Source organism: Lysinibacillus sp. FSL K6-3209 (assembly GCF_037976175.1).
Lineage (GTDB): Bacteria > Bacillota > Bacilli > Bacillales_A > Planococcaceae > Lysinibacillus > Lysinibacillus sphaericus_D.
On sequence record NZ_CP150264.1, the window covers coordinates 2,118,524 to 2,142,224 of the forward strand.

General features: G+C 35.6%; 19 protein-coding genes. 11 read left to right on the forward strand and 8 right to left on the reverse strand.

Annotated elements, in window-relative coordinates; all coding sequences use genetic code 11:
- Window position 1 precedes the first annotated feature (1 nt).
- The 4 genes from MHH88_RS10175 to MHH88_RS10190 all read left to right on the forward strand — a co-directional run bounded on the left by MHH88_RS10175 (window position 2) and on the right by MHH88_RS10190 (window position 4,415).
- Complete coding sequence (locus MHH88_RS10175; RefSeq protein WP_339262799.1) at window positions 2-1,105, forward strand: hypothetical protein; 1,104 nt, start codon at window positions 2-4, stop codon at window positions 1,103-1,105.
- Window positions 1,106-1,313: 208 nt separating this feature from the next.
- The gene (locus tag MHH88_RS10180) at window positions 1,314-2,210 is read left to right on the forward strand and encodes a DegV family protein (protein ID WP_339262800.1); all 897 of its coding nucleotides are present in this window, start codon (window positions 1,314-1,316) and stop codon (window positions 2,208-2,210) included.
- A 154-nt stretch (window positions 2,211-2,364) separates the two neighbouring features.
- Entirely contained in the window at window positions 2,365-3,570 is a 1,206-nt protein-coding gene (locus MHH88_RS10185; RefSeq protein WP_024361843.1) for an EAL-associated domain-containing protein, read from the forward strand.
- A 560-nt stretch (window positions 3,571-4,130) separates the two neighbouring features.
- Complete coding sequence (locus tag MHH88_RS10190; protein ID WP_339262801.1) at window positions 4,131-4,415, forward strand: hypothetical protein; 285 nt, start codon at window positions 4,131-4,133, stop codon at window positions 4,413-4,415.
- Between the two features lie 293 nt (window positions 4,416-4,708).
- Here the strand turns inward: MHH88_RS10190 and MHH88_RS10195 are convergent, their stop codons facing one another.
- Window positions 4,709-5,221: a TerB family tellurite resistance protein gene (locus MHH88_RS10195; RefSeq protein WP_025219423.1), complete on the reverse strand. Its 513-nt coding sequence runs from the start codon at window positions 5,219-5,221 to the stop codon at window positions 4,709-4,711.
- Window positions 5,222-5,949: 728 nt separating this feature from the next.
- Here MHH88_RS10195 and MHH88_RS10200 point away from each other — a divergent pair.
- The 3 genes from MHH88_RS10200 to MHH88_RS10210 all read left to right on the forward strand — a co-directional run bounded on the left by MHH88_RS10200 (window position 5,950) and on the right by MHH88_RS10210 (window position 9,309).
- Window positions 5,950-6,966, forward strand: coding sequence for a linear amide C-N hydrolase (locus MHH88_RS10200; protein WP_024361838.1), 1,017 nt, complete (start codon window positions 5,950-5,952; stop codon window positions 6,964-6,966).
- 148 nt (window positions 6,967-7,114) lie between these two features.
- Window positions 7,115-7,552 carry a hypothetical protein gene (locus tag MHH88_RS10205; RefSeq protein ID WP_339262802.1) on the forward strand — a complete coding sequence of 146 codons (438 nt, stop codon included), beginning with the start codon at window positions 7,115-7,117 and terminating at the stop codon, window positions 7,550-7,552.
- Between the two features lie 707 nt (window positions 7,553-8,259).
- Window positions 8,260-9,309: a 2,3-butanediol dehydrogenase gene (locus MHH88_RS10210; RefSeq protein WP_103976663.1), complete on the forward strand. Its 1,050-nt coding sequence runs from the start codon at window positions 8,260-8,262 to the stop codon at window positions 9,307-9,309.
- Between the two features lie 148 nt (window positions 9,310-9,457).
- On the opposite strand, the gene MHH88_RS10215 is transcribed toward MHH88_RS10210, so the two are convergent.
- The 3 genes from MHH88_RS10215 to MHH88_RS10225 all read right to left on the reverse strand — a co-directional run bounded on the left by MHH88_RS10215 (window position 9,458) and on the right by MHH88_RS10225 (window position 12,323).
- Window positions 9,458-10,411, reverse strand: a complete 954-nt coding sequence (locus tag MHH88_RS10215) for an RNA methyltransferase (protein ID WP_339262803.1) — start codon at window positions 10,409-10,411, stop codon at window positions 9,458-9,460.
- 340 nt (window positions 10,412-10,751) lie between these two features.
- Window positions 10,752-11,084, reverse strand: a complete 333-nt coding sequence (gene csaA, locus MHH88_RS10220; RefSeq protein WP_069512700.1) for a chaperone CsaA — start codon at window positions 11,082-11,084, stop codon at window positions 10,752-10,754.
- A gap of 294 nt (window positions 11,085-11,378) precedes the next feature.
- Entirely contained in the window at window positions 11,379-12,323 is a 945-nt protein-coding gene (locus tag MHH88_RS10225; protein WP_339263038.1) for a YafY family protein, read from the reverse strand.
- 113 nt (window positions 12,324-12,436) lie between these two features.
- Here MHH88_RS10225 and MHH88_RS10230 point away from each other — a divergent pair, with 113 nt between their 5' ends.
- Complete coding sequence (locus MHH88_RS10230; protein ID WP_339262804.1) at window positions 12,437-12,967, forward strand: dihydrofolate reductase family protein; 531 nt, start codon at window positions 12,437-12,439, stop codon at window positions 12,965-12,967.
- A gap of 154 nt (window positions 12,968-13,121) precedes the next feature.
- Here the strand turns inward: MHH88_RS10230 and MHH88_RS10235 are convergent, their stop codons facing one another.
- Window positions 13,122-14,159: a serine hydrolase domain-containing protein gene (locus tag MHH88_RS10235; protein ID WP_339262805.1), complete on the reverse strand. Its 1,038-nt coding sequence runs from the start codon at window positions 14,157-14,159 to the stop codon at window positions 13,122-13,124.
- Window positions 14,160-14,307: 148 nt separating this feature from the next.
- The gene (locus tag MHH88_RS10240) at window positions 14,308-15,126 is read right to left on the reverse strand and encodes a Ku protein (protein WP_339262806.1); all 819 of its coding nucleotides are present in this window, start codon (window positions 15,124-15,126) and stop codon (window positions 14,308-14,310) included.
- Window positions 15,127-15,237: 111 nt separating this feature from the next.
- Here MHH88_RS10240 and MHH88_RS10245 point away from each other — a divergent pair, with 111 nt between their 5' ends.
- The gene (locus MHH88_RS10245) at window positions 15,238-17,055 is read left to right on the forward strand and encodes a DNA ligase D (RefSeq protein ID WP_339262807.1); all 1,818 of its coding nucleotides are present in this window, start codon (window positions 15,238-15,240) and stop codon (window positions 17,053-17,055) included.
- A gap of 53 nt (window positions 17,056-17,108) precedes the next feature.
- On the opposite strand, the gene MHH88_RS10250 is transcribed toward MHH88_RS10245, so the two are convergent.
- Window positions 17,109-18,071, reverse strand: coding sequence for an MBL fold metallo-hydrolase (locus MHH88_RS10250; RefSeq protein WP_339262808.1), 963 nt, complete (start codon window positions 18,069-18,071; stop codon window positions 17,109-17,111).
- A 138-nt stretch (window positions 18,072-18,209) separates the two neighbouring features.
- Here MHH88_RS10250 and MHH88_RS10255 point away from each other — a divergent pair, with 138 nt between their 5' ends.
- Both MHH88_RS10255 and acnA read left to right on the forward strand, forming a co-directional pair.
- Window positions 18,210-19,694, forward strand: coding sequence for a methyl-accepting chemotaxis protein (locus tag MHH88_RS10255; RefSeq protein WP_339262809.1), 1,485 nt, complete (start codon window positions 18,210-18,212; stop codon window positions 19,692-19,694).
- Window positions 19,695-20,024: 330 nt separating this feature from the next.
- Window positions 20,025-22,730, forward strand: coding sequence for an aconitate hydratase AcnA (gene acnA / locus MHH88_RS10260; protein ID WP_069512693.1), 2,706 nt, complete (start codon window positions 20,025-20,027; stop codon window positions 22,728-22,730).
- 42 nt (window positions 22,731-22,772) lie between these two features.
- On the opposite strand, the gene MHH88_RS10265 is transcribed toward acnA, so the two are convergent.
- Window positions 22,773-23,690: a TIGR03943 family protein gene (locus MHH88_RS10265; RefSeq protein ID WP_339262811.1), complete on the reverse strand. Its 918-nt coding sequence runs from the start codon at window positions 23,688-23,690 to the stop codon at window positions 22,773-22,775.
- Window positions 23,691-23,701: the final 11 nt, after the last annotated feature.

The following is a 23,701-nucleotide window of genomic DNA, read 5'->3' on the forward strand; positions in this document are numbered from 1 at the left end:
GATGACGACGCAAGAAATGGAAAACGTCAAAGAGGCAAAGCTAGAATTCGATGCTGAATGTCCATCATGCAGTGCATCAATTGAGTTTAACCCCGCAACAGGCAAGCTAACTTGTCCATATTGTGGCTTTGAAACCGAGATTGCCAAACCTGAAAAGGAACAAGAAAAAATCGCCCAAGAAATGGATTTTGCAAAGGCTGAGGAGCGAGGAAACTTTAACTGGGGCGTAGAGAAAAAAACGGTTATTTGTAAAGCTTGTGCTGCTGAAACGATTTATGATGCATTACAAGTAGCAGATAGCTGTCCATATTGTGGCTCAAATCAAGTAATGGAAGCAAGTGCTTCAAATACACTTGCACCAAATGGCGTATGTGCATTTGAAATAACAGATAAACAAGCAGGCGAAAATTTTCAAAAGTGGATTAAAAGTAAATGGTTTACGCCAAAAGCTGCTAAAATTAGTGCAAAGCCTGATGCTTTTAAAGGTGTTTATCTACCTTATTGGACGTTTGATACAAAAACAAGCTCACGCTATTCGGCAAGCTATGGTAAGCATCGAACGGTCACTGATAAGGATGGCAATCAGCGTACAGTTACAGATTGGTATACTACCAGTGGTTTCTATCAGGAATTTATAGATGATCATTTAATTAGTGCAACGACTCGCTATGATCGTCAGATGATGCGTAAAATAGAGCCATTTAACTTATTAAATAACAAATCCTATAAACCGGAGTATGTAGCAGGATTTCTCTCAGAACGCTATAGCATTGGTTTACAGGATGGTTGGAACCAAGCAAAGAGAGAAATTCACGATCATTTAGAAGCAGAAATTACGGCAAAAATCCGTATAGAAAAATTTGCAGATGTTGTCTCCAATTTGCGGTTTTCTACAACACATGATGACATTACATATAAGTATTTAATGTTACCAATATGGCTTTCTTCTTTTAGATATAAAGAGAAAATTTATCGATTTATGGTGAATGGTCAGACAGGTCGTGTTGGAGGAGACGCACCGATTTCGCCATTACGTGTAACAATTGCAGTCCTTGTAACGTTAATGATTGCGGCAGTTGTCTGGTATTTCTTTATGAATGAATAAGGAATAATAACAATATCCTAAAAGTGTGTACATTTTTTACTTTTGGGATATTGTTTTTTTATTGTGAATTTTGTCGAAAAAATGTCGAACGTTGTAAAAAAATTAAGCAATTATGATAAATGTCACTATTCATCACGGTTCTGTCTATGTATAGTTGCATAAGTTATAAGGATTAATACTTTACAATAGACAGGGAGCACAGCATTTAATGAACAAGAAAATAGCATGGGTTACAGATACAGCAGCATTGTTAGATGAAAAATTCATACAGGACAATCAAGTTCACGTATTACCACTCAATATTGTTTTTGAAGAGGGCGTATTACGAGAAACTGTTGATATGACACATGATGAATTTTATGACAAACTTCGTACTACTAAAACACATCCAAAGACATCGCAACCTGCCATTGGTGAAGTGGTAGCGTTATATAAATCGTTAAAACAGCAAGGCTATGACTGTGCTATTGCTATTCATACTTCGCAACATTTGTCGGGCACTTATTTAAGCGCTTTCACAGCAGCACAACAAGCACAATTTGAAGTATATCCAGTTGATTCTAAAATCGGTTCATTCCCGATGATGAAAATGATTGAACTTGGGCAGCAATTAGAACGAGAAGGCGTCGCACCACAACAAATCGTTGAAAAAATCAATGAACTTGCAGATCATAGCGAGCTGTCCTTTATCCCAGCGAGCTTATCACAATTGCATAAAAGTGGCCGTGTGTCAGGGACGCAAGCGTTTTTGAGCCAACTATTAAATATAAAAGTCGTTATTTCTTTTGATAATGGTAAAGTTGTCATGAAGGAAAAAGTACGTGCACTAGCAAAAGCAAAAGCATATGTAGAAAACCTTCTAATAAATGATTTAGACTCACATCATATTCCAGAGGTAGCTGTTATTCATTGTAATAATGAAGAAGGTGCGATGAATTGGAAATTAGCTCTAGAAAAAGCGTATCCTTTTATTATTTTTCACGTTCTGCCATTGAGTGCTTGTGTCGGTGTGCATGCAGGAGAAGGCACACTTGGACTTAGTTGGGTACGCAGACCGGAGACAATCGCACAAAAACAACAAGAAAAAGAATTAGTGACGGTCTAAACGAACAAACGAATAATAAAAATACGGCATGTGAAGTTGCGAAATTCCTATAAACAAACTATTATACAGTCAGAGAGCTTTTTCATTAAATGAACTGTAGTTGTAATGTTATTTTTGAATAATGATAGATTATTCAAGTATGGAGGTTTCGACAATGGACGCAATTGAAGTGTTAACTAATTTAGATCAAATACATGGGTATTTTCAACCTATATTTAGCGCTGATGCGCATACGGTGATTGCCTACGAAATTTCCGGACAGTTACAAATAGAAGGTCAACAAATCAATTTAAAAGATTTTGTGAATAATGAAGATATTCCAGAAGAATATCGGATTGATATGGAGCATAAAATTTTACACGCTGCATTAACGCAGATAGACACAGTAGCACCCGATATTGATATTTATATTCCAAGTAATCCGAACTTGTTAATGCAAGATTTCGGTGAAAGTCATTTTAATATTATTCAACAATATATAGGGGAAGAAGATTTACATCGTATTGTCTTAGTTGTTTCCGAGCATCGATTTTTAGGCGATATTAATAAATTGCACCACGCTCTTCGCTATTTTACAACATTCGGTATGAAAATTGCTGTGCAAGAAGTCGGTGCTGAAAGTCATTTAGAACATATCGCATTATTATCACCTCAAATTTTAAAGGTTAATATACGTGATTTAAATTATGACTCATGGTCTGCACAATCTGATATGATTTCAGCAATTGGCAGCTTAGCTTATAAAATCGGGGCTAACCTTTTATTTGAAGGTATAGGGACTGTTTACCAATTGCAATTTGCTTGGAAAAACGGGGGACGATTCTATCAAGGTTCTTATTTAGCAAATGCTGCAAAGACATTTGTGGAGAAAGATATATTAAAGGAACGTTTTAAAGAGGAATGTCAGCAATTTATAACATCTGAAAAGAAGATGCTTCAGGCACAATATTTCGAGTTGAAGAAATTAAGAGAGGAACTAGAAGCAATTGTTCATCGAGTAAAGCCTTCTAGTGATAATATCTCACAATTGGAACATTTAGCAGAGCTTTTAGATCATTACTCTTTCCGATTATATATTTGTAATGAGGATGGTTTCCAATTAACGCCTAACGTGATGCGTGTAGAAGGGATATGGGAATTACAGCCAAATGCAATTAATAAAAATTGGAGTTGGCGACCGTATTTCCTACAAACGATTATTAAAATGCGAAATGATCAAAATGGGGAAATTTCAGAACTGTATCGAGATATCGAGACAGGAGAAATTACGCGAACATTTTCGATTGCCATTAATGAACATGAATATTTATTTGTCGATCTTTCCTATGATTTTTTATATGAACATAATATATTTAGATAGAGTGATAAAGGCTTATATAGCAAGAGTGGAGGGGTACAAATATCGTTTGTACCCTAATAAGTGCCCCAAATAAGTGAAAAAATATGATTTATTCAAATTTAATTAACGGAGAAAGAACTTCTGTCGCCTTTAATTCCTCATCTGCCAACGAATGAGCATATGCCTTCATTAGCATTTCTGGAGTATTTCCAATAATTTTAGCTACCGTGGTAACGGGAATACCTTGGGCAATTAGAATACTTACATAAGTATGCCATAGTAAATGCGCGGAGATTCGTACAAAATGATGCTTGTTTTGAAAGCGTGAAACATCTACACAATATTAGCCATAACTATTTTTAACACCAACTAATAAGAAAAATAACAAATCTTATAAGAGTGCCTTTGAGGTGCCCTTTTTCAGTTTTCGACAGGGACGACTATTCAATTTAAAAATATAATAGTTGATTGAAGTCTTTCATCCACTGTAATAAGGGGGAGCGTAATAATGCGTCCGGCGGGGGTAGGGAGGGAACCATTTAATTATAATTTATGTCTATATTGGAAAAGGAGTTATCATTATGTGGTTAATATTAGGTCTAATTACTATAATAGCAACTTTTATCAATCTATATAAGTATATAACAGGTAAAGATTATAAACTCGCGATGGCAATGGGGTTATCTTTTACAGCATTGACACTCTGTGCAGAACATAGCCTAGTATCTAATTGGGTAAAAGTTGAAGATTGGGCAGCTTTATTGGATGTTGTACCGACTATGGAAAAAACGTTATGGTTTCTAACCATTGTTTCAATTTTACTAAATATAGCACCTATCCTATTAGAACGAAAAAATAAAAAATAATTACTCATTGTTGTTCGTTTGGATATACAGCGTTAAGAGCAAAATGTCCTCCGTCCGCTTTCGGCATGTTGAGTTATATAATATTCGTGACGTTGTTCTGGAATTATTGCAACAAATACTTTTGTGTAAGGAAAGATAATCTTGTCATATACAGCAGTTCCAAAACTAACAAAAGGAGAAACTAGATTAGCCAAAAAGAGACAATCTACACAAGCAAAAGAACGAAATGAATTTAACTTTGATTTTATTATAAACACAAAAACGTCACTCATTTAAAATGAGTGACTGGGATTTTATTTTGAAAGATTTACTTTATATCCAGTTTGATTTTTAGCATGGTTCGGATTTAAGAATACTGAACGATCATTTTTTAAAACAATGACTTCAAAGAAAGGTTTGAATCTTTCTTCAGAAATCCCGAAAGCTTTTAGGAATTTAGCAAATAGTTGTTGTTCTTGAATTTCAGCTTCACCATCGGATAAAGATGAATCGATAATATTAACTAAAATGCACATCTTTTGAGCATCAGTTAATGCTGGTGCAGCTTCAAGTAAAAATTGGTCCACGGAATTTCTGTTTACGTATTTAATAACTTGGTCCATTAAATCATTATTGTTACCACCTACATAAACTGTACTGCCTTTTTTCTTACCTCCAATAACTGATAACAACTGACCTATTTCCTCATTATCATATTCACCATCTGCCCCCATCATATAAAGCAAAGATGTTACGAATGCAAAATGGGGATTCATACCTTGTTTGTTATGAACCTTGTCCCCTTTAAAAATATCAAATAATCCCACTAATTAATCCTCCTATTATTTTAATATTTATAAAAATTACATTGAAGATATGTAATGTTTTATCTAAAATTTATTGTTAAATCTTTAATTACCATCATTGTTAAGATTGTACCAATATCGGTAAGTGTTGTCAGTAATATCATGTAAATAACTAGTAGTTTATAAAAAAATTACTAATGTAAGAGCACATGCTTTTACATCAAGTTAAGGGAACAATGATATGAAACTTGCATCAGTTGCTAATATTGTTGCTACATTATAATAAAAAATCATCAAAGCCTATAAAGTAAGGAGCTCTTATATGTGTAAACGTATTTCAAATTTGACAGTTTAGTGAAAAAATGCATTTATATATAAATATGAATTTTATTAAAAAGTCAAATGTTAGACAGTGGATTTTTTAAAAATACTACTTTCATAGTATTAGAAAATAATGGTAACGCCAAATAATGACGGGGTATGTGGCGCGATGTGGCGTTATTGCATGAGATTAGACATTTTAGTCTGAAAAAAAGGTGGGATGACCGCCAAAAAACGGCGTTAATTTATCCTTGAATTTCCATTAATGGAAGTGATAGTATGGTTTTGGAAGCGGAATAAATCTATTTTTGGTTAATTATGGTACTCGTGATAAGTGAAGTAAATTCTTTATTATGAAGATACGTTAGTTGATTTAAAAATAATTCCGTTAGATTTTTTTAAAATACTTTTTCAAGGGAGTGTTTTTTATGTTAGGTTGCAGTAGCTTATCAATTCGTACAACGGATGATAAAAGTTTATTCGCTCGCACAATGGATTTTACAATGGAACCAGATAGTAAAGTGATTATTGTCCCACGTAATTACGGAATTCGATTGCTAGAGAAAGAAAATGTAGTCATTAACAATTCATATGCTTTTGTTGGAATGGGAAGCACTGACATTACATCACCAGTTCTCTATGATGGGGTAAACGAAAAGGGATTAATGGGCGCAATGCTTTACTATGCTACATTTGCGACTTATGCTGACGAACCTAAAAAAGGCACAAGAGGCATCAATCCCGTGTATGTAATTTCACAAGTTTTGGGAAATTGTGTAACAGTCGATGATGTTATTGAAAAATTAACTTCTTATACATTATTGAATGAAGCCAATATAATACTTGGCTTTGCACCTCCACTTCACTATACATTTACAGATGCTTCTGGTGAATCGATTGTTATTGAACCGGATAAAACGGGCATTACCATTCATCGAAAAACGATTGGCGTCATGACGAATAGCCCTGGCTATGAATGGCATCAGACAAATTTAAGAGCTTACATTGGTGTCACACCAAATCCGCCACAAGACATTATGATGGGAGACTTGGATTTGACACCGTTTGGGCAAGGGGCAGGGGGCTTAGGATTACCAGGTGATTTTACGCCGTCAGCACGTTTTCTTCGGGTAGCATACTGGAAAAAATATACTGAAAAAGCCAAAAATGAAACAGAAGGCGTAACAAACTTGTTCCATATTCTATCTTCTGTAAATATCCCAAAAGGTGTTGTTTTGACAAATGAGGGGAAAACGGATTATACCATCTATACCTCAGCTATGTGTGCACAAAGTAAAAACTATTACTTTAAACTGTATGACAATAGTCGAATTTCAGCTGTGTCATTAATGGCTGAAAATTTAAATAGTCAAGATTTAATTACATTTGAGTGGGATCGTAAACAGGATATTAAGCAATTAAATCAAGTAAATGTAATGAGCTAAAAATTGCCTATTATATAGTACAAGGTACTAAAAAAATGCCCCTGATTGTTAAATATACGAACAATCAGGGGCTCTTTTTCTATGGTTAAATACACAAGGTCGGTCACTAGAATGAAAACGTTTATGCAATTATAATTGAGGTGTTACTATGGAAGAAATTATATTTAATGATTGTATTGTAAAAATAGACAAGAAAAAAACTATTGAATTGTTTAAAGACTTGCCGAAAGTATCCGAAAAAGCTCATTGTGGTTGTGAGGATTGCCAACTTTTCGCTAATCAAATTCTACATGCAAGTCCACAAGTTTTGGATTACTTTAAACAACTTGGAGTTGATCCTACAAAAGAGGCAGAGGTCTGGAGAGCTATTCCTAATAAAGACGGTTTTGATACATATAATGCAGATTATCATTTTATAGGTGCTATACAAGGCACAGATGATTTAGATTGGATTCAAGTAGAAGAAGCATCTTTTGGATTTGCAAATTATAATAGCGATTTACCAAGTCCGATGATTCCAAGTACCTTTTCACAGCCAATTGTAGAATTAGCTGTGAGAATAACAATGCCCCATATGGAGATGTAATATAGAAAAATTATTCTTATATACTACAAGGCAATGATACTAAAGAAAGGGAAGTCTTAAGTAGAGATTTGGGTTCGTTTAGTACAGATTATGGTTTATTTATAATTACTTCATATTAGTAGGATTTTTTTCTTTTTCTGTTATAGATAATTGGATTGCTATTATTGTTAGTTTTATCATTACCTTGATTATAAGACAATTAGGAAAACAATTTTTGCATTATCATTCTTCTGTAAACTATATTATTTCATGTCGTTCTTATACGAGATTTCGAAAGAGAGTGTACATTCTTTCCAACGATTCCGACAATGATGGGAACGATATTTCTTAAATCCTCGATTATCGTAACATTATTTTCTAATTTTCTTAAGTCAATTAGCATTATCTTAACAACAATTCATACTTTTAATCTTATTTTCACCTCAAAAATGCGCTCTAATTAACCAGCGAACATTTTAATGTTTGAAAAGTTTATTAATATACTAATAAAATATGTATTTTACTAAAAAGGAAATACCCTCGTTTATAATATACAATATATAGTGTTATTCGCTATAAAATATCAATATATTGTTTTAGTTTAGTTATATACTAAATTAATCGGATTACTATAATTTTTTTGAGTCATTATATTTGTATCATTTTATTTTAGTGATAGAATGAAGTTGTGACAAAAAGACATAAATTCCATCGGAGGTTTCGACATTATGAAAGCAGCAGTTTGGTACGGAGAAAAAGACATTCGTATTGAGGACAGAGAATTAAAAGCTCTTAAAGATAATGAAGTTACAGTTCGTGTAGCTTGGGCTGGTATTTGTGGTAGTGATTTACATGAATATCAAGAAGGTCCTGTCTTTATTCCAACAAAAGAAAAAGATGAATTAACTGGTGAAATCGCTCCACTTATTATGGGGCATGAATTTGCAGGAACTATTGAAAAAGTTGGTGCAAACGTTACTAAGTTTAAAGTAGGCGATCGCGTTGCAATTAACCCAACATTAACGCACGGTAACAAACCTGAAGATATGGACGCTTATGATGGCTTTAGCTTCATCGGTTTACATGGCGATGGTGGCTTCACTACTTATGCAAATGCTCCTGAAAGTAATGTTTATTTACTACCTGAAACAATGACACTTGAAGATGGTGCACTTGTTGAACCGACAGCTGTAGCAGTACAAGCTGTAAAAGAGGGTGATTTACGTTTCGGTGATACTGTAGCGATTTTCGGTGCCGGCCCAATCGGCTTATTAACTGCTATTGCAGCTAAAGCAGCTGGTGCAAGTAAAATTATCGTATTAGATTTATCTGAAACACGTCTTGAAAAAGCAAAAGAACTTGGTGCAACGCACGTAATTAACTCTGGAGAAGTAAATGGTGTAGAAGCAATTCGCGCAATCGTTCCAGATGGTGTGGATGTATCATTTGAAGTTGCAGGTGTTGCGCCAACATTTAAACAAGCAATCGATGCAACAAGAGCTCGCGGTACTATGGTTATTGTATCAATCTTTGCTCGTCCAATTGAATGGAATCCAATTCATTTAACAAATACAGGTGTGAAAATTACTTCAAGTATTGCTTACACACCAACATCATTCCAACAAACAGTTGATTTAATGGGCAGTGGTCAATTAAAACCACAAGGAATTATCACTGGCCGTATTCAATTAGATGATATCGTAGAAAAAGGCTTTGAAGCTTTAACAAACGATAAATCACAAGCGAAAATTTTAGTAGAATTAAGCGGCGAGAAATAATACTTATTTTTAATAAATTGTAAACAAGCAAGCACCTATTAGTGAGGACTAATAGGTGCTTTTTACTTGATAGGTTATTGCGATGTTTATTTTGAAATCCCAATCAGGCTGATTGGGTTATTAATCATTTATTATGATAGAGAAGGCCTTATTGGCATAATAAAATCTGACGTAAGAAAGACTGTTTTTTCGCAATGCAGCGATCGGCGATAATGAAACCAGCATCATGTATTAAATCATCAATTGTTTCAATAGTAACGACAACTACTCTATCCGCAATTCGGCGAGCATGTTTAAGAATATTGTATTGATCTTCACGCGATGAATGGGTAAACAAATTATATGGTAAATCAATAATAGCTACATCATAGTGTTCTGTTACTTCTGAAATGGGACCTAAAGTAATCTTTCCTTGTAAACCAAAATAGGCCATATTTTCGCGAGAACCGCTGCAAACAAAATGATTGATATCTCTTCCTTCAATATCAATACCCATAGAAAGAGCTTCTACTATCACTGTTCCTATACCACAGCAAGGGTCAATAGCACGAATATTTTGTGGCTGTGGAACGGCAATATTAGCAACAGCGCGAGCAACTCTTGTACTAAGTGCTGTTGAATAACTATTTGGTTTATGTAAATGTTTACGCCAAATGGACTCACTTTTCATATGTTTACCGAAATACCATTTTCCATCTATTAATATAAGACCAAAAATAATCTCAGGATAATTGAGATCAGGGTCTCCCTCTATACACAACCCTAGCTCGCGTTCTATTCGTCGGCGCTCTGGCTGAGAAATTTTCTTCGTTTGACCTATAACAAAATTATTTAAACAAACTACCTTATAAGTTTTTTCACCAACTATTAAATTTTTCACTAATTTTTTTATATTTTCTATACTATGGTCTTCAAACAGCACCTCAAGTCGATCTTGTATAAAAGGACTACGACTAGGGTCAACTTCTATATTGCTTATCATATAGTTTAATGAGGAATCTACACCGAAAAAAGAGCGCATCTCCATTCTACATAAATCGTATTCATCTACATGATGGACATATGTGTATATATATTTATTGGTATGTTGTTCGTTAAACAATGGGGTATCATCCTTTTCTATTATTGATCACTTGATATTGGTCAAATAATTGTAGATGTCTCTAGGCACTAAACTTCAAGTCTATCACAACTTCATCAATAATTGAAATGATCAAAAAAGCGTACGCTATTTTGGGCGATTTTTAACATTTCTAAAAAATAGAAAAGAGTCACTTCCTTAAAGAAAGTGACCCCAAAACAGGAGAGTTTTTGTAAAGGCTTTTTAAGCTCTACACTATTATTAATATGCAGAGGAAGTTATCAAGCTTTAGCCATTTGTCAGTGCAATAAAATAATTTATACGGATGGCAGAGTGATAGTGAGAATGGGAATAGGGTGCTTTAACTAATTTTTGTGCCATTGGGTACTGATTGATCGGGTGTTAATAGAATGACATCTCCCTCTATCGGCACGCCACCGATTACGAGAACCTCTGATTTAAAACCTGCTACTCGCCGTGGTGGGAAATTGACAACTGCAACTACTTGTTTGCCGATGATTTCATTTGGTGTATATCGTTTTGTAATTTGTGCAGAAGATTGCTTAATTCCTAATGTTTCACCAAAATCAATGCTCATTTTGATAGCGGGAACTCGTGCTTTTGGTAATTCTTCCGCTTCCATAACTGTACCGATTCGAATATCCAGTGCAATAAAGTCTTCAATGGTCGCCATAACTTCACTCCTTAATAGGGGTTTTTGTAAATGTTAACATAGAAGGTCTTGTTATCCAAGAAACATCTCTATACATAATGAGACAGACTGTTTAGTTACTATTAACGAGGATAAGGACTTCACAACCAACGTTACATAGTATACATATAGGGTGAACCTCTAGTTTAAGTGCCGTTACATCAAGGCGCAAACTTTATTTTACTGCTTACTTTTCCTTATTTTTAATCACTTATATAATAGTTATTTTCAGACCAACAAAAATTTTCCATGCAGATTCTAATTGGAACGAGCCATTTATAAATTTCCTTCATGATACATCGTTAAAATTTCTTTAGCCTGTTTCCGCATATGTTGGATTAATTCTTCTGGCTCAATAATCTTTGCATGTAATCCTAGTCTATAAAATAGAGGAGCGATAAAGTGAAGCTCACCTTCATCAATCGTCGCATCAATAGTACCAGTCCCATTTTCGTTGATGGTCACGAAACCTTGGAAATTTGGCTCACTTAGACATTGACGTACGCCTTCTCTGGACAGTTCGACAAACAATCTAATAGGGGTTTTTACTTCATATGAATCAAACCATTCAGCTAAATTTGTAAAATTGCTGTCGTCTTTTATGCTTGACACAATGGCATGGATACGATCCACTCGAAACAATAAAACTTTATCTTTATGAAAGTCGTATGCAGGCATATACCATAGCCCATTATGAGCATATACACCGATAGGACGAATATGCTTTGTTGTTATCGCTTTTTTTGAGTGGTATTGCATGTGAAGCTGACTTCCTTCAATTGACGCATCTAAAACCTTTTTTAATAAAGGGGTATCGATTGTTCTCTTAGGATTCCAAAAGGCAATATAAGAACGAAGTTTATCTACTTTTGCTTGGGCATCTTTTGGAAGTGAACGATATAATTTATGCGAGACGGAGCGGATTTCAGCATCAAAAGGTAAATCACGATAATAATTGAGCGCTTGAAATGCAAAGAAAATGGATACAACCTCTTCTTCTGTAAATAACATAGGTGGAAGTAGACGGGTTGTAATAACGGTATAACCTCCATTCCTCCCTTGTTCTGCATATATGGGTAAACCCATATCGCTTAAATCCAATAAATCACGATGCACGGTTCGGACGGATATCTTAAATTCATCGGCTAGTTCTTGCGCTGTAAATTTTCTTTTCGCATTTACAAATAGTAGAATATCTAATAAACGTTTTGCTTTAGACATATTCTCACCTTTTCTTTTAATCATGCCATTACTTGTCATGTTTACTGTTTAGTATAGTTTGTGCTAATGATTTAATCAAAAGCAAAACGCTCATGAGAAAAGGAGACTACCCCATGAATAGAAAAATTGTTTTATTTATTGCGACTAGTGTAGATGGATTTATTGCGAAAGAGGATGATGACTTACAATGGTTATTAGAATCAGAGGGGGAAGGGGATAATGGGTACATGGATATGTATCAAACAATTGATACTATCATAATGGGGAAGCGCACCTATGATTATGTGATGGAACACTCTGATACTTTTCCGTATTCTGATAAAAAATGTTATGTTTTCTCGAAATCAGCAAAGAACAAAAATGACGATGTGGAATTTGTAAATGAAAATGTTGTATCGTTTACCCAACAGTTAAAGAAACAATCGGGAGCACATATTTGGATGGTTGGTGGAGCAGAGATTCTTGATGCTTTTATGAAAGAAAATCTAATTGACGAATACATTATTACCATTACCCCTCATATATTAGGTTCTGGCATAGCCCTATTTAAAAAGTATAATCCGCAAATTAATCTGGAATTAATAAAAACAACATGTTATGGACAGATGGTGCAAATGCATTATCAAGTAAAACAAGAAAATTGATTTTATCGATGTCGCATATGTTATTAAGAAAGTTTTAGCTATAAAGAGATATATCTAAAATGCGGTCAATAAAGCATCGTCCAACCAGTTGTCGGTATTAAACCAACGACTGGTTGTTTAGTTTTGTTTGGATTTTGGTAGGGGAAAACGTCGTTTATGAACAGGAGATAAGTGATTTGTATAGTTCACCTATGATTCCTTGCATTTGATGAACGCCTAAATCAGTATTTGTCATAACAATCATTCCTTTTTCTAAATAAGGAAAGAATACAAGCATACATTGAAACCCAATACCCCAACCAAGGGAGGAGATTTCTACTTCTTGTCCTGAGCCCTCAAGGAATACCCCTAAACCAGCCCATTCTTTAGCACCTTGTGGTTGAATTAGCTCTTCGACTAGGTTTGCAGAGATACCAATTTTACTAGAGCCATTTAAAGCATTTATTAACTCTAGTAATAATTTAGCGAGATCAGCGGGGGATGTCCATAAGCCACAAGCAGCAGGGTAAGGATAAATTGGGTAGTTATCTGTCACCGAATTTCCATTTTTGTGGTGACCACTAGCGAAAGATTGTTCTTTTGATGATGCAAATGTTGTAGAAAGTGTGCTATGTGTCATAGTTAACGGTTTAAATATATGTTCCTCTATAATCGAGTCAAATGATTGTGCCATTACATCTTCTATTAATAACTGTATAATACAAAAACCAGCATCCGAATAATGAAATGCATGCCAAGGTTCACCACTTACTTCTATAGGGCTTTGACAGTAAGGTGTTGTGCCATTTAACAAATTTACCATTGACGGTTTCGCATGAGAATCGTTTAAAGTTGAAAAACTATTCGCTGGATCTATAATGCCAGATTGATGACAAAGTAAGTTTCGTAATGTTACTTTTTTTAGCTTCGTATATTGATTTTCCGGTACCTTCCACGATTTCAGTTTGTTATTGACATCCTCATCTAAATCTAAATAGCCTTGTTCCACTAATACCATGACTACCATGCTCGTTAAAAATTTGCTTATAGAACAGGCATTGAAAAGAGATTGGTCATTTACTTTTTGCCTAGTTCCTGCCATAAGATATCCATAATGTTCTATTTGACTAATTTGCCCCTTTTCAATTACCAATAGACTTAACCCTTGAACACGATAGTGATTCATACGTTCCTCAATATTTACTTTGGTCATTAGACACCATCCATCAATTTTTATACTAATTATAACATGATGAACAAACGTATGTTTTCCTTTAAGGAATTTTAGCTATATCACAAGAAAAAGGCATCGAGTATATAAGTTCTCGATGCCTTTCGCTCTATGGTTGGTGAGCGAGCCTTCACGCATTTTTCTTCGTTTTGGTTGCTCTTTTTCTTGTTGTTGGTTTTTTTGTTTTATCTAAAGAAGCTTGGAGTGCTGACATCAAATCAGTAACGTTGTCAGGTAGAGGACGCTTATCACTGGCAGATACTGAATTTGTCTCTTTCTTTTCTTCGATAAGTTCCATTAAAGCATTGCGATAGTCATCTGTATATTTTTCTGGATTAAATACAGTTGTTAACTGGTCAACTAGCATCAGTGCAGCGTCCAATTCCTTTTGAACAATGGTTGGCTCACTTGGGATGTTTGGAACATCTTGCACACTACGAACTTCGTCAGGAAAATGGATTGTTTCCATTACGAGAGCATTTTGATAAACACGAACAATCGCAAGCTGTTCCTTCGAACGAATAATAATTTTAGCAACGCCAATTTTACCTGACTCCTCTAACGTTTGTCGCAATAGGGCATATGCCTTACTGCCTGTAGTATCAGGCGATAAAAAATAAGTTCGTTCAAAATAGATAGGGTCAATTTCGCCTAATTTAACAAAATCGATAATTTCAACAGCCTTATCTTCGTTTTCTTTACGCAAGTTCTCTAGCTCTTCTTCATCTAGAACGACAAACTTATTTTTTGCATACTCATATGCTTTTACAATATTTTCTTCTGTTACTTCTTGATTACAACCCTCACATACTTTCTTATAGCTAATAGGTGTATGGCATTCTTTATGAAGTTGTCGTAATTTAATGTCTTTATTTTCTGTAGCAGCATGTAGTTTAACTGGTATGTTGACAAGACCAAATGAAATACTGCCTTTCCAAACTGTATGCATGTTGTCACCTCGTTTTTCTTACTATGTAATAATTTGATGTGTTTTATGTATGCTAATTAAAAATAGTGTCAACAGTACAAAATAAGAAAGTAGGTGTACAAGATTAAACCAATGTTACTAGTAGAAGCAAATGAACCGCCAAAAGGAGATGATTGGCTTTACGAAGGGAAATATGACGGATTCCGCTGTCTATTACAGTGGACTGATAAAGAGCCTATTTTGAAAAGTAGAAATGGCAATGTGTTAAATCATTTGTTTCCGGAAATTATTGATTATTGCAGAAGTCTTTATAATCAGATCAAAGAATTTTTACCGTTAGTATTTGACGGAGAAATAGTGTATTTAATCAACAACTATAAAAGTGAATTTGCAGTCGTGCAACAACGGGGAAGAATGCAAAAAAAAGAAGTGATTGCTGCACATGCCACATCCTTTCCTTGTCATTATATTGTTTTTGATTTACTTTCCTATCAAGGGGAAAGTCAAATGAATCGCTATTTAAAAACGCGAAAACAGCAACTAAACACTCTTTTTACATCGTTAAAGCTACCGACTGCTATTAAATATGAAGAAAACCATCGTTTACAAGCAATTGATGTTTTTGAAGATAGCCAAACTTTGTGGCATTTCATCAAAATTTATAATGGTGAAGGTATTATTGCCAAGAAAAAGACGAGTAAATGGCAGGAGGCTGTACGGTCAACACATTGGCTAAAAATTAAAAATTGGAAAATTGTCACAGTGATTGTGAACAAATTTGATAAAGGAAATGGATATTTTCACGGTTGTGTGCATCGTCAGGGTGTGCTAACGGAAGTGGTTGTTTTTAGGCATGGGATGAAAAAGGACGAGTTAAATACCCTAATTACATTCTTTCAAGCAAATGGGCAACAAAACAATGAAACATGGCAATTAGAACCATCCATCTGTATTGATATTGCCTGTATCGACTTTGATGGTAGTAAGTTAAGAGAACCTCATTTTCATGCCTTTCGATTAGAAATGGAACACCAGTACTGTAATTGGCAACTTATGCAACGCCAGCTTATGCCAATACCGGATAGTGTGCCAGTCACGCATCCCAACAAGCCGGTGTGGCCTGCTATTGCAATTACTAAAGAGGACTATTTGTACTATTTACAGCTTGTATCACCCTTTATACTGCCGTTTTTACGAAATCGACCTATTACGTTAATTCGTTTTCCTCATGGGGTACCAGGAGAGAGTTTCTATCAAAAAAGCAGTCCGGAACATCTACCTGCATTTGTCGTAACAGAAAAAGTTAGCGAACATCATAGTATCCTATGCAATAACCTTGAAACACTGCTGTGGTTAGGGAACCAACTTGCATTAGAATTTCACATCCCTTTTCAAACGATTGACACTGAAAAGCCTACAGAGATTGTTTTTGACCTGGATCCCCCTTCCGTCGACGCATTTTCACTTGCTGTAAGTGGTGCACTACACTTAAAAGAAGTATTTGATTATTTTAAACTACAATCTTTTGTTAAAACTTCCGGTGGCAAAGGTTTGCAAGTCTATATTCCATTACCATACAATACATTTTCTTATGAACAAGTTCGTCTTTTTACAGAGTTTGTCTGTCGTTTTTTATGTGAGCAAAAACCCGAATTATATACGATTGAGCGTTTAAAGAAAAATCGCAAAGATAGATTGTATTTAGATTATGTGCAACATGCGGAAGGGAAAACCATTATATCGCCGTTTTCCACCAGAGGTAATGAAATGGGCTTAGTTGCAACACCTCTACATTGGAATGAAGTAAACGACAAACTATCACCGGAACAATTTACGATACCTGCTGTTATAGAGCGAATCAAACGAGTGGGTAATCCATTGATCCATTTTCAAGCGATAGGGGAGGAACAGGACTTTCAGGCAGTGCTTCAGCATTTAGATAACCAATAAAAGAATCTGCAACATTTCTCAAAGTTACCGTGAGAAATGAGCAGATTCTTTATCTATTTGTTATTAGATGGTTTGTTTTTTTGCAAATAATCAAGAATGCCCATTGCTGATACTGCTGTATCAAAAGGAATCGTTTGATAGACGGGATGGTTTTCTGCAATACCATTTCGCTGTAGATATTGATGTAAAAGTGCTTGCAATCTCGTATCTAATAATTTAGCTTGCTGTGCTAAAGTACCAGGTGAAGCTAGTGCCTTTTCTCCTTCAACTAGAAACAACGGTGTCCAGTAGCGAACTTGACGATAGGCTTCTATTGGGTTTTGATAGGCACCGTAATGACCGAAATACAATTCCTGAACATTAAGTTTTTCATATAATTGAATCGATTGCTCCATCGTATTTGGATCATACTGATTCGGAGAAGTTGAAGGGATAATTAAATCAATTGCTTCATCAGCCAACTCTGGATAACAGACACCTGTTGTATCACCTACAAACATTCCATTCGTCGCAGAGTAATGCATGGATACGTGATGTTTAGCATGACCTTCCGTATGGTAAAAAGTTAGTTGATGATTGCCTAATGATAAAATATCGCCATGCCCAGCTTCAATAATCCGTTCAGGCGCAACCGGTACGATTGGGTCAAAGAGGCGTTGGAATTCTTGACCATATACAGCCTTTGCACTTGCAATTAGGCGGGTTGGGTCAATCATATGCCCAGCACCACGGGGGTGTACGACTAATTTTGCTTTCGGGCAACTTTGAAGAAAAAGACCAGCGCCGCCTGCATGATCTAAATGAATATGTGTAACGATGACATAGTCAATATCATCTAGCGAAATTTGCAATTCATTTAAACCTTCTATTATATAGGGCACGGAAGGACTTGCAGATGTTTCAATTAACGCAATTTTCTCATCGATAAGTAAATAAGCGCTTGTGCGTTCCTTCCGATTCAAATCGTGCGTATCAATGCAAAAAAAGTTTGGTGCTATTTTTTGTGCTCTCTCCATTAAAAAATCTCCCTTCTGATTAGAAAAAAGCTAAATTTTCTCTAAAATACCTTTTTTGTCTATAAAAAGTAATGTTTATACTTTATAATAATAGAAAAACAAACTGAATGTCCATTCATTTTTGAGGAGGGAACTATAATGGAGGTCAATATTCGCTATGATACACGTAAAGTGCACCGTGTTAATGTAGCCATCATTTCAATTTTAGCTATTCTTATTTGTGGGCCAATGATACTTACAAAAGGAATGATGTTCTTATTTATTGGTTTAGCGGTAATTGCTTGCGCTTTATGTAATTATTTTTTACCAATCAAAACATATATTAAAGGATTTATATTTGGCATGATTCCATCTAGTATCGTTTTTACATTGTTTTTACTAGATAGTTTTTCATTGAACAAGCATTATATTTTACTATGTACAATTGCCATTATTGCGTTGTACTTTAAAAAGGAACTAATTATCTTTTTTGGGATCATACTAAACGTAAGCTTCGTGATTTTATATGTAGTGAAATCGGACTCACTATTGGGTCCTTTTAACGATATTATTGTATTCGTTACATTATTAGCCATTACCAATGGCGTTATTATAGTTTTCTTTCTACTGGCTAAATGGGGAAATGAGCTACTAACACATGCAGCGGTGCAGCAAAATGAAGTAAAAGCTTCGCTCGCTCAACTACAGATGACCTTCAATCAAATTGAACAAAGTAGCTATAGACTAGATGAGCATATTACTCATTTTCAACAAACTATGTACAGTATTTCGGGGTCAAGTAAGCAAATATTGCAAGCAACTGAAGATATCGCAGCGAGTATTCAACAGGAAGCCTCAAGTTTACAAATGATTCACGGTACAATGAAGGAATCCGTACAATTTGTCAATAAAACCTTTTCCATATCACAGGATACGGTAGCGAAATCTAGTAATCTCCAACATGAAGTATTAGCAGGGTGGGGCAAAATGCAAGAGGCGATGGCTCAAATGAGTGTTATGAACAATGCAATCGGTTCAACTGCCGAGACCGTCCAAGCATTGCAACAAAGTTTGCACACAGTTGATAACTTGTTGAAAGGCATCCAACATATAGCAGAACAGACGAACTTACTTGCATTAAATGCCACGATTGAAGCTGCTAGAGCAGGCGAGCAAGGAAAGGGATTTGCTGTTGTCGCTGAAGAGGTACGGAAATTGGCAGAAGAAAGTGCGGCCATTACGGTTAGTATTACAAATGTAACTAAAACAATATTCGAAAAATCAACGGAAGCTCAACAACGTTCGAATGATGGAGAACAAGCACTACAATATGGTGAATTGCTGTTGCAGGATGTCAGCCATTTCTTTAACGTTTTAAAAGATACCTTTGCTATAACCAATACGGATTTAACAAGTGGTATGAATGAATTAAGTAGTGCCATTTTGCAGTTTGAAAAAATTCAAGAACAAATTGAAAAGTTGAATGAGATGACGGAGGAAAATGCTGCTTCTACTAGTGATATTTTACTTTCGGTTGAGGACGAACATCACATGCTTGAAATGATGACTAGTACAACCGATCAAATACAAGACCTTAGTATGGCGTTAAAGTCTTTGGTCACAAAGGAAACTGTATCGAACTAAATGGATTGATTTTCCTTTATTATTTGGTGCTTTGAGGGTTCAATCCCTGTATTTTTATAGTAAACAACTAATTTTATTATTGTTGCAAACTTAATGTGCATAGTTTTTAAAAAAATGTCTAAAATAAAACAGGCCGAAATATGTCATTTTCGTCACAAATTCGCTCATTCATGTAAAATAAATAAAAGACATCACTTGTCATAAGAAATACTTATTGAAAAAGATAATATTAATGTAATTTACTTATGAATATAAATACGTTATTATGGGTGGTGGAGAAAAGATGCTTTACATAGGCCTTTTCAAAAAGATATTTAGGGGGATCCGCAAATGGCACAAGGTAATTTACACAACAGCCGCGCATCATTCGAAGTTAATGGTAAAACTTACAATTACTATGACTTAGCTGCGATTGAAAAAGCTGGCGTTGCAAAAGTTTCAAACCTTCCTTACTCAATCAAAGTATTATTAGAATCAGTTTTACGTCAATATGATGCATACGTAATCAAAGAAGAGCACGTAAACGAATTAGCAAAATGGGGTAACGGTGCTGATCCAGAAGCTGAAGTACCATTCAAACCTTCTCGCGTAGTATTACAAGACTTTACTGGTGTACCAGTAGTAGTTGACCTTGCATCTCTTCGTTCAGCAATGAAAGAAATGGGCGGAGATCCAAACAAAATCAACCCTGCTATTCCAGTTGACCTTGTAATTGACCACTCAGTACAAGTTGACAAATACGGTAATGCATCTGCATTACAAGCTAACATGGACCTTGAATTCGAACGTAACGCTGAGCGTTATAACTTCTTAAAATGGGCTCAAACTGCTTACAATAACTTCCGTGCTGTACCTCCAGCAACAGGTATCGTTCACCAAGTAAACTTAGAGTATTTAGCTCCAGTTGTACACGTAAACGAAAACGCTGACGGAACATTTGAAACATTCCCAGACTCAGTAGTAGGTACTGACTCACATACAACAATGATCAACGGTATCGGCGTTCTTGGATGGGGTGTTGGTGGTATCGAAGCTGAAGCAGGTATGCTTGGTCAACCTTCATACTTCCCAATTCCAGAAGTTATCGGTGTTAAATTAGTTGGCGATCTTCCAAACGGAACAACTGCTACTGACTTAGCATTAAAAGTAACACAAGTTTTACGTCAACGTGGCGTAGTTGGTAAATTCGTTGAGTTCTTCGGACCTGGCGTATCTAAATTACCACTAGCTGACCGTGCAACAATCTCTAACATGGCTCCTGAATATGGTGCTACTTGTGGTTACTTCGCTATTGACGAAGAATCATTAAACTACATGCGTTTAACTGGTCGTGACGAAGAGCACATCGCGGTTGTAGAAGCTTACTTAAAAGCGAACCACATGTTCTTTGATCCAGCATTAGAGCCAGTTTACACTGACGTATTAGAAGTAAACTTAGCTGAAATCGAACCAAACCTTTCTGGTCCTAAACGTCCACAAGACTTAATTCCACTATCTCAAATGCGTTCTCGTTACAAAGAAGCAGTAGTGGCTCCACAAGGAACTCAAGGTTTCGGTTTAACTGAAGCTGAATTCGAAAAAACTTCTGTAGCTAAATTTGCTGAAGGTGATGTAGAAATTCCAACAGGTGCTGTAGCAATCGCTGCTATCACTTCTTGTACAAATACATCTAACCCATACGTTTTAATCGCTGCTGGTTTAGTTGCGAAAAAAGCTGTAGAAAAAGGTTTAACTGTACCGAAATGGGTAAAAACTTCTTTAGCACCAGGTTCTAAAGTTGTAACTGGTTACCTTGAAGATTCAGGTTTACAAACATACCTTGACCAAATCGGTTTCAACACTGTAGGTTACGGTTGTACAACATGTATCGGTAACTCAGGTCCATTACTTCCTGAAATCGAAGAAGCTATCAAAGCGAACGACTTATTCGTAACGTCTGTTCTTTCTGGTAACCGTAACTTCGAAGGCCGTGTACACCCACTTGTAAAAGCTAACTACTTAGCTTCACCACCACTTGTTGTAGCTTACGCACTTGCTGGTACTGTGGATATCGACCTACAAAAAGATTCATTCGGTAAAGACAAAGATGGTAACGAAGTATTCTTCGCTGATATCTGGCCTTCAACTGAAGAAGTTAACGCTGTATTAGGTACTGTAGTTAACCGTGAATTATTCCAAAAAGAATACGAAACTGTATTCACAGCGAACGAAAAATGGAATGCAATTGAAACATCAACTGAGTCTCTATACACATTTGATGACAAATCAACTTACATCCAAAACCCACCATTCTTCCAAGGTCTTGCAAAAGAGCCAGAAGCTATCAAAGGCTTAGACGGCTTACGCATTATGGCGAAGTTCGGTGACTCAATTACAACTGACCATATTTCTCCAGCTGGTGCAATCGGTAAAGATACACCTGCAGGTAAATATTTAATCGAAAACGGTGTTGCAATCCGTGACTTCAACTCATACGGTTCTCGTCGTGGTAACCACGAAGTTATGATGCGTGGTACATTTGCAAACATCCGTATCCGTAACCAAGTAGCTCCTGGTACAGAAGGTGGTTTCACTACTTACTGGCCAACAGGCGAAGTAGAATACATCTATGACGCATGTATGAAATACCAAGAGCAAGGTACTGGCTTAGTAGTACTTGCTGGTAACGACTATGGTATGGGTTCTTCTCGTGACTGGGCTGCGAAAGGTACATTCCTACTTGGCGTGAAAACTGTTATCGCACAATCTTACGAGCGTATCCACCGTTCAAACTTAGTAATGATGGGTGTTCTTCCTTTACAATACTTAAACGGTGAATCTGCTGATTCTCTAGGTTTAACTGGTAAAGAAGAAATCTCTGTAAACATTACTGACGATGTGAAACCACGTGATATCTTAACAGTTACTGCTAAATCTGAAGACGGTACAGTTAAAACTTTCCAAGCTTTAGCTCGTTTCGACTCAGAAGTAGAAGTAGACTACTACCGTCACGGTGGTATCCTACAAATGGTTCTTCGCGCGAAAGCTGCTGAATAATTATTTAGTAAAACCGATCTCTTAGGAGGTCGGTTTTTTTATTTACATACTAATTAAAATGTCAATTGGATAGATATACGGTTCAGCTGGCTCCTGTATGTTTTTCCATTGTTCAATTTTAATGATAGGTAGTTCAACGCCATTATAGTAACCAATATCAATTGTGCCTTCCGCCTCAATCCAGCTATCTTCTTGTAAGCTCGCAGCTTCGGGCATTTCCGTTAGAAACCCAATAATGCTTGCATCAGCAACACAATGCGTAATTAAAAATCGGGAAATGACGAATTGATTTTCTAGTAAATCAGTTTCTTTTAACACAAAACCACTTAGTCGTATTTTTTTACCTTGATATTGTGATAAATTATTATTAATATCCTCGTAATATACAGAGAATATATAATTTGTCATCTCAACAATTGGATTTTGTGCCAGTTGTTGCTTTAAAAGGTCGTATTCTTTTTTTGACATTTCCTGTTGTTCTTCTAATAGTTTTGGATCAATAGGATGATCTTCCACTAAACCATCGTTATTGACTTCGTTACGACTTGCCACTTCATCTTTTTTTGTGGCTTGAGATTGATTGGTCATCATTAACGTCGCGCCTTTTTTTTGCGCGATGGATGCATCTAAAAATTTTGTAGGCAATGTAAATCCAGTTAACAATGGAACAACTAGAATGAGATAAGATAATATTCTTTTCCAATTAAACGGTGGGTTAACTAAGCTATGAGCGCAACACCCGCATAAATCGTTATGATTGCGATGATTAGAAAAAGAGAAAATCCTTTTTAATTGGGCTACAAACAACACCAAAAAAATAATTGCTACGGTTTTACTTAACATCTCATATTTTGGGTTAATTAATTTCGTTATTTCACCAGTTGCATGTAAATTGAAAATCATAACAGAGAAAGCACATAAAATAACGGCCTTTACAGCTTGTTGCAAGTGAAATTTCATTAGTTGCCTCC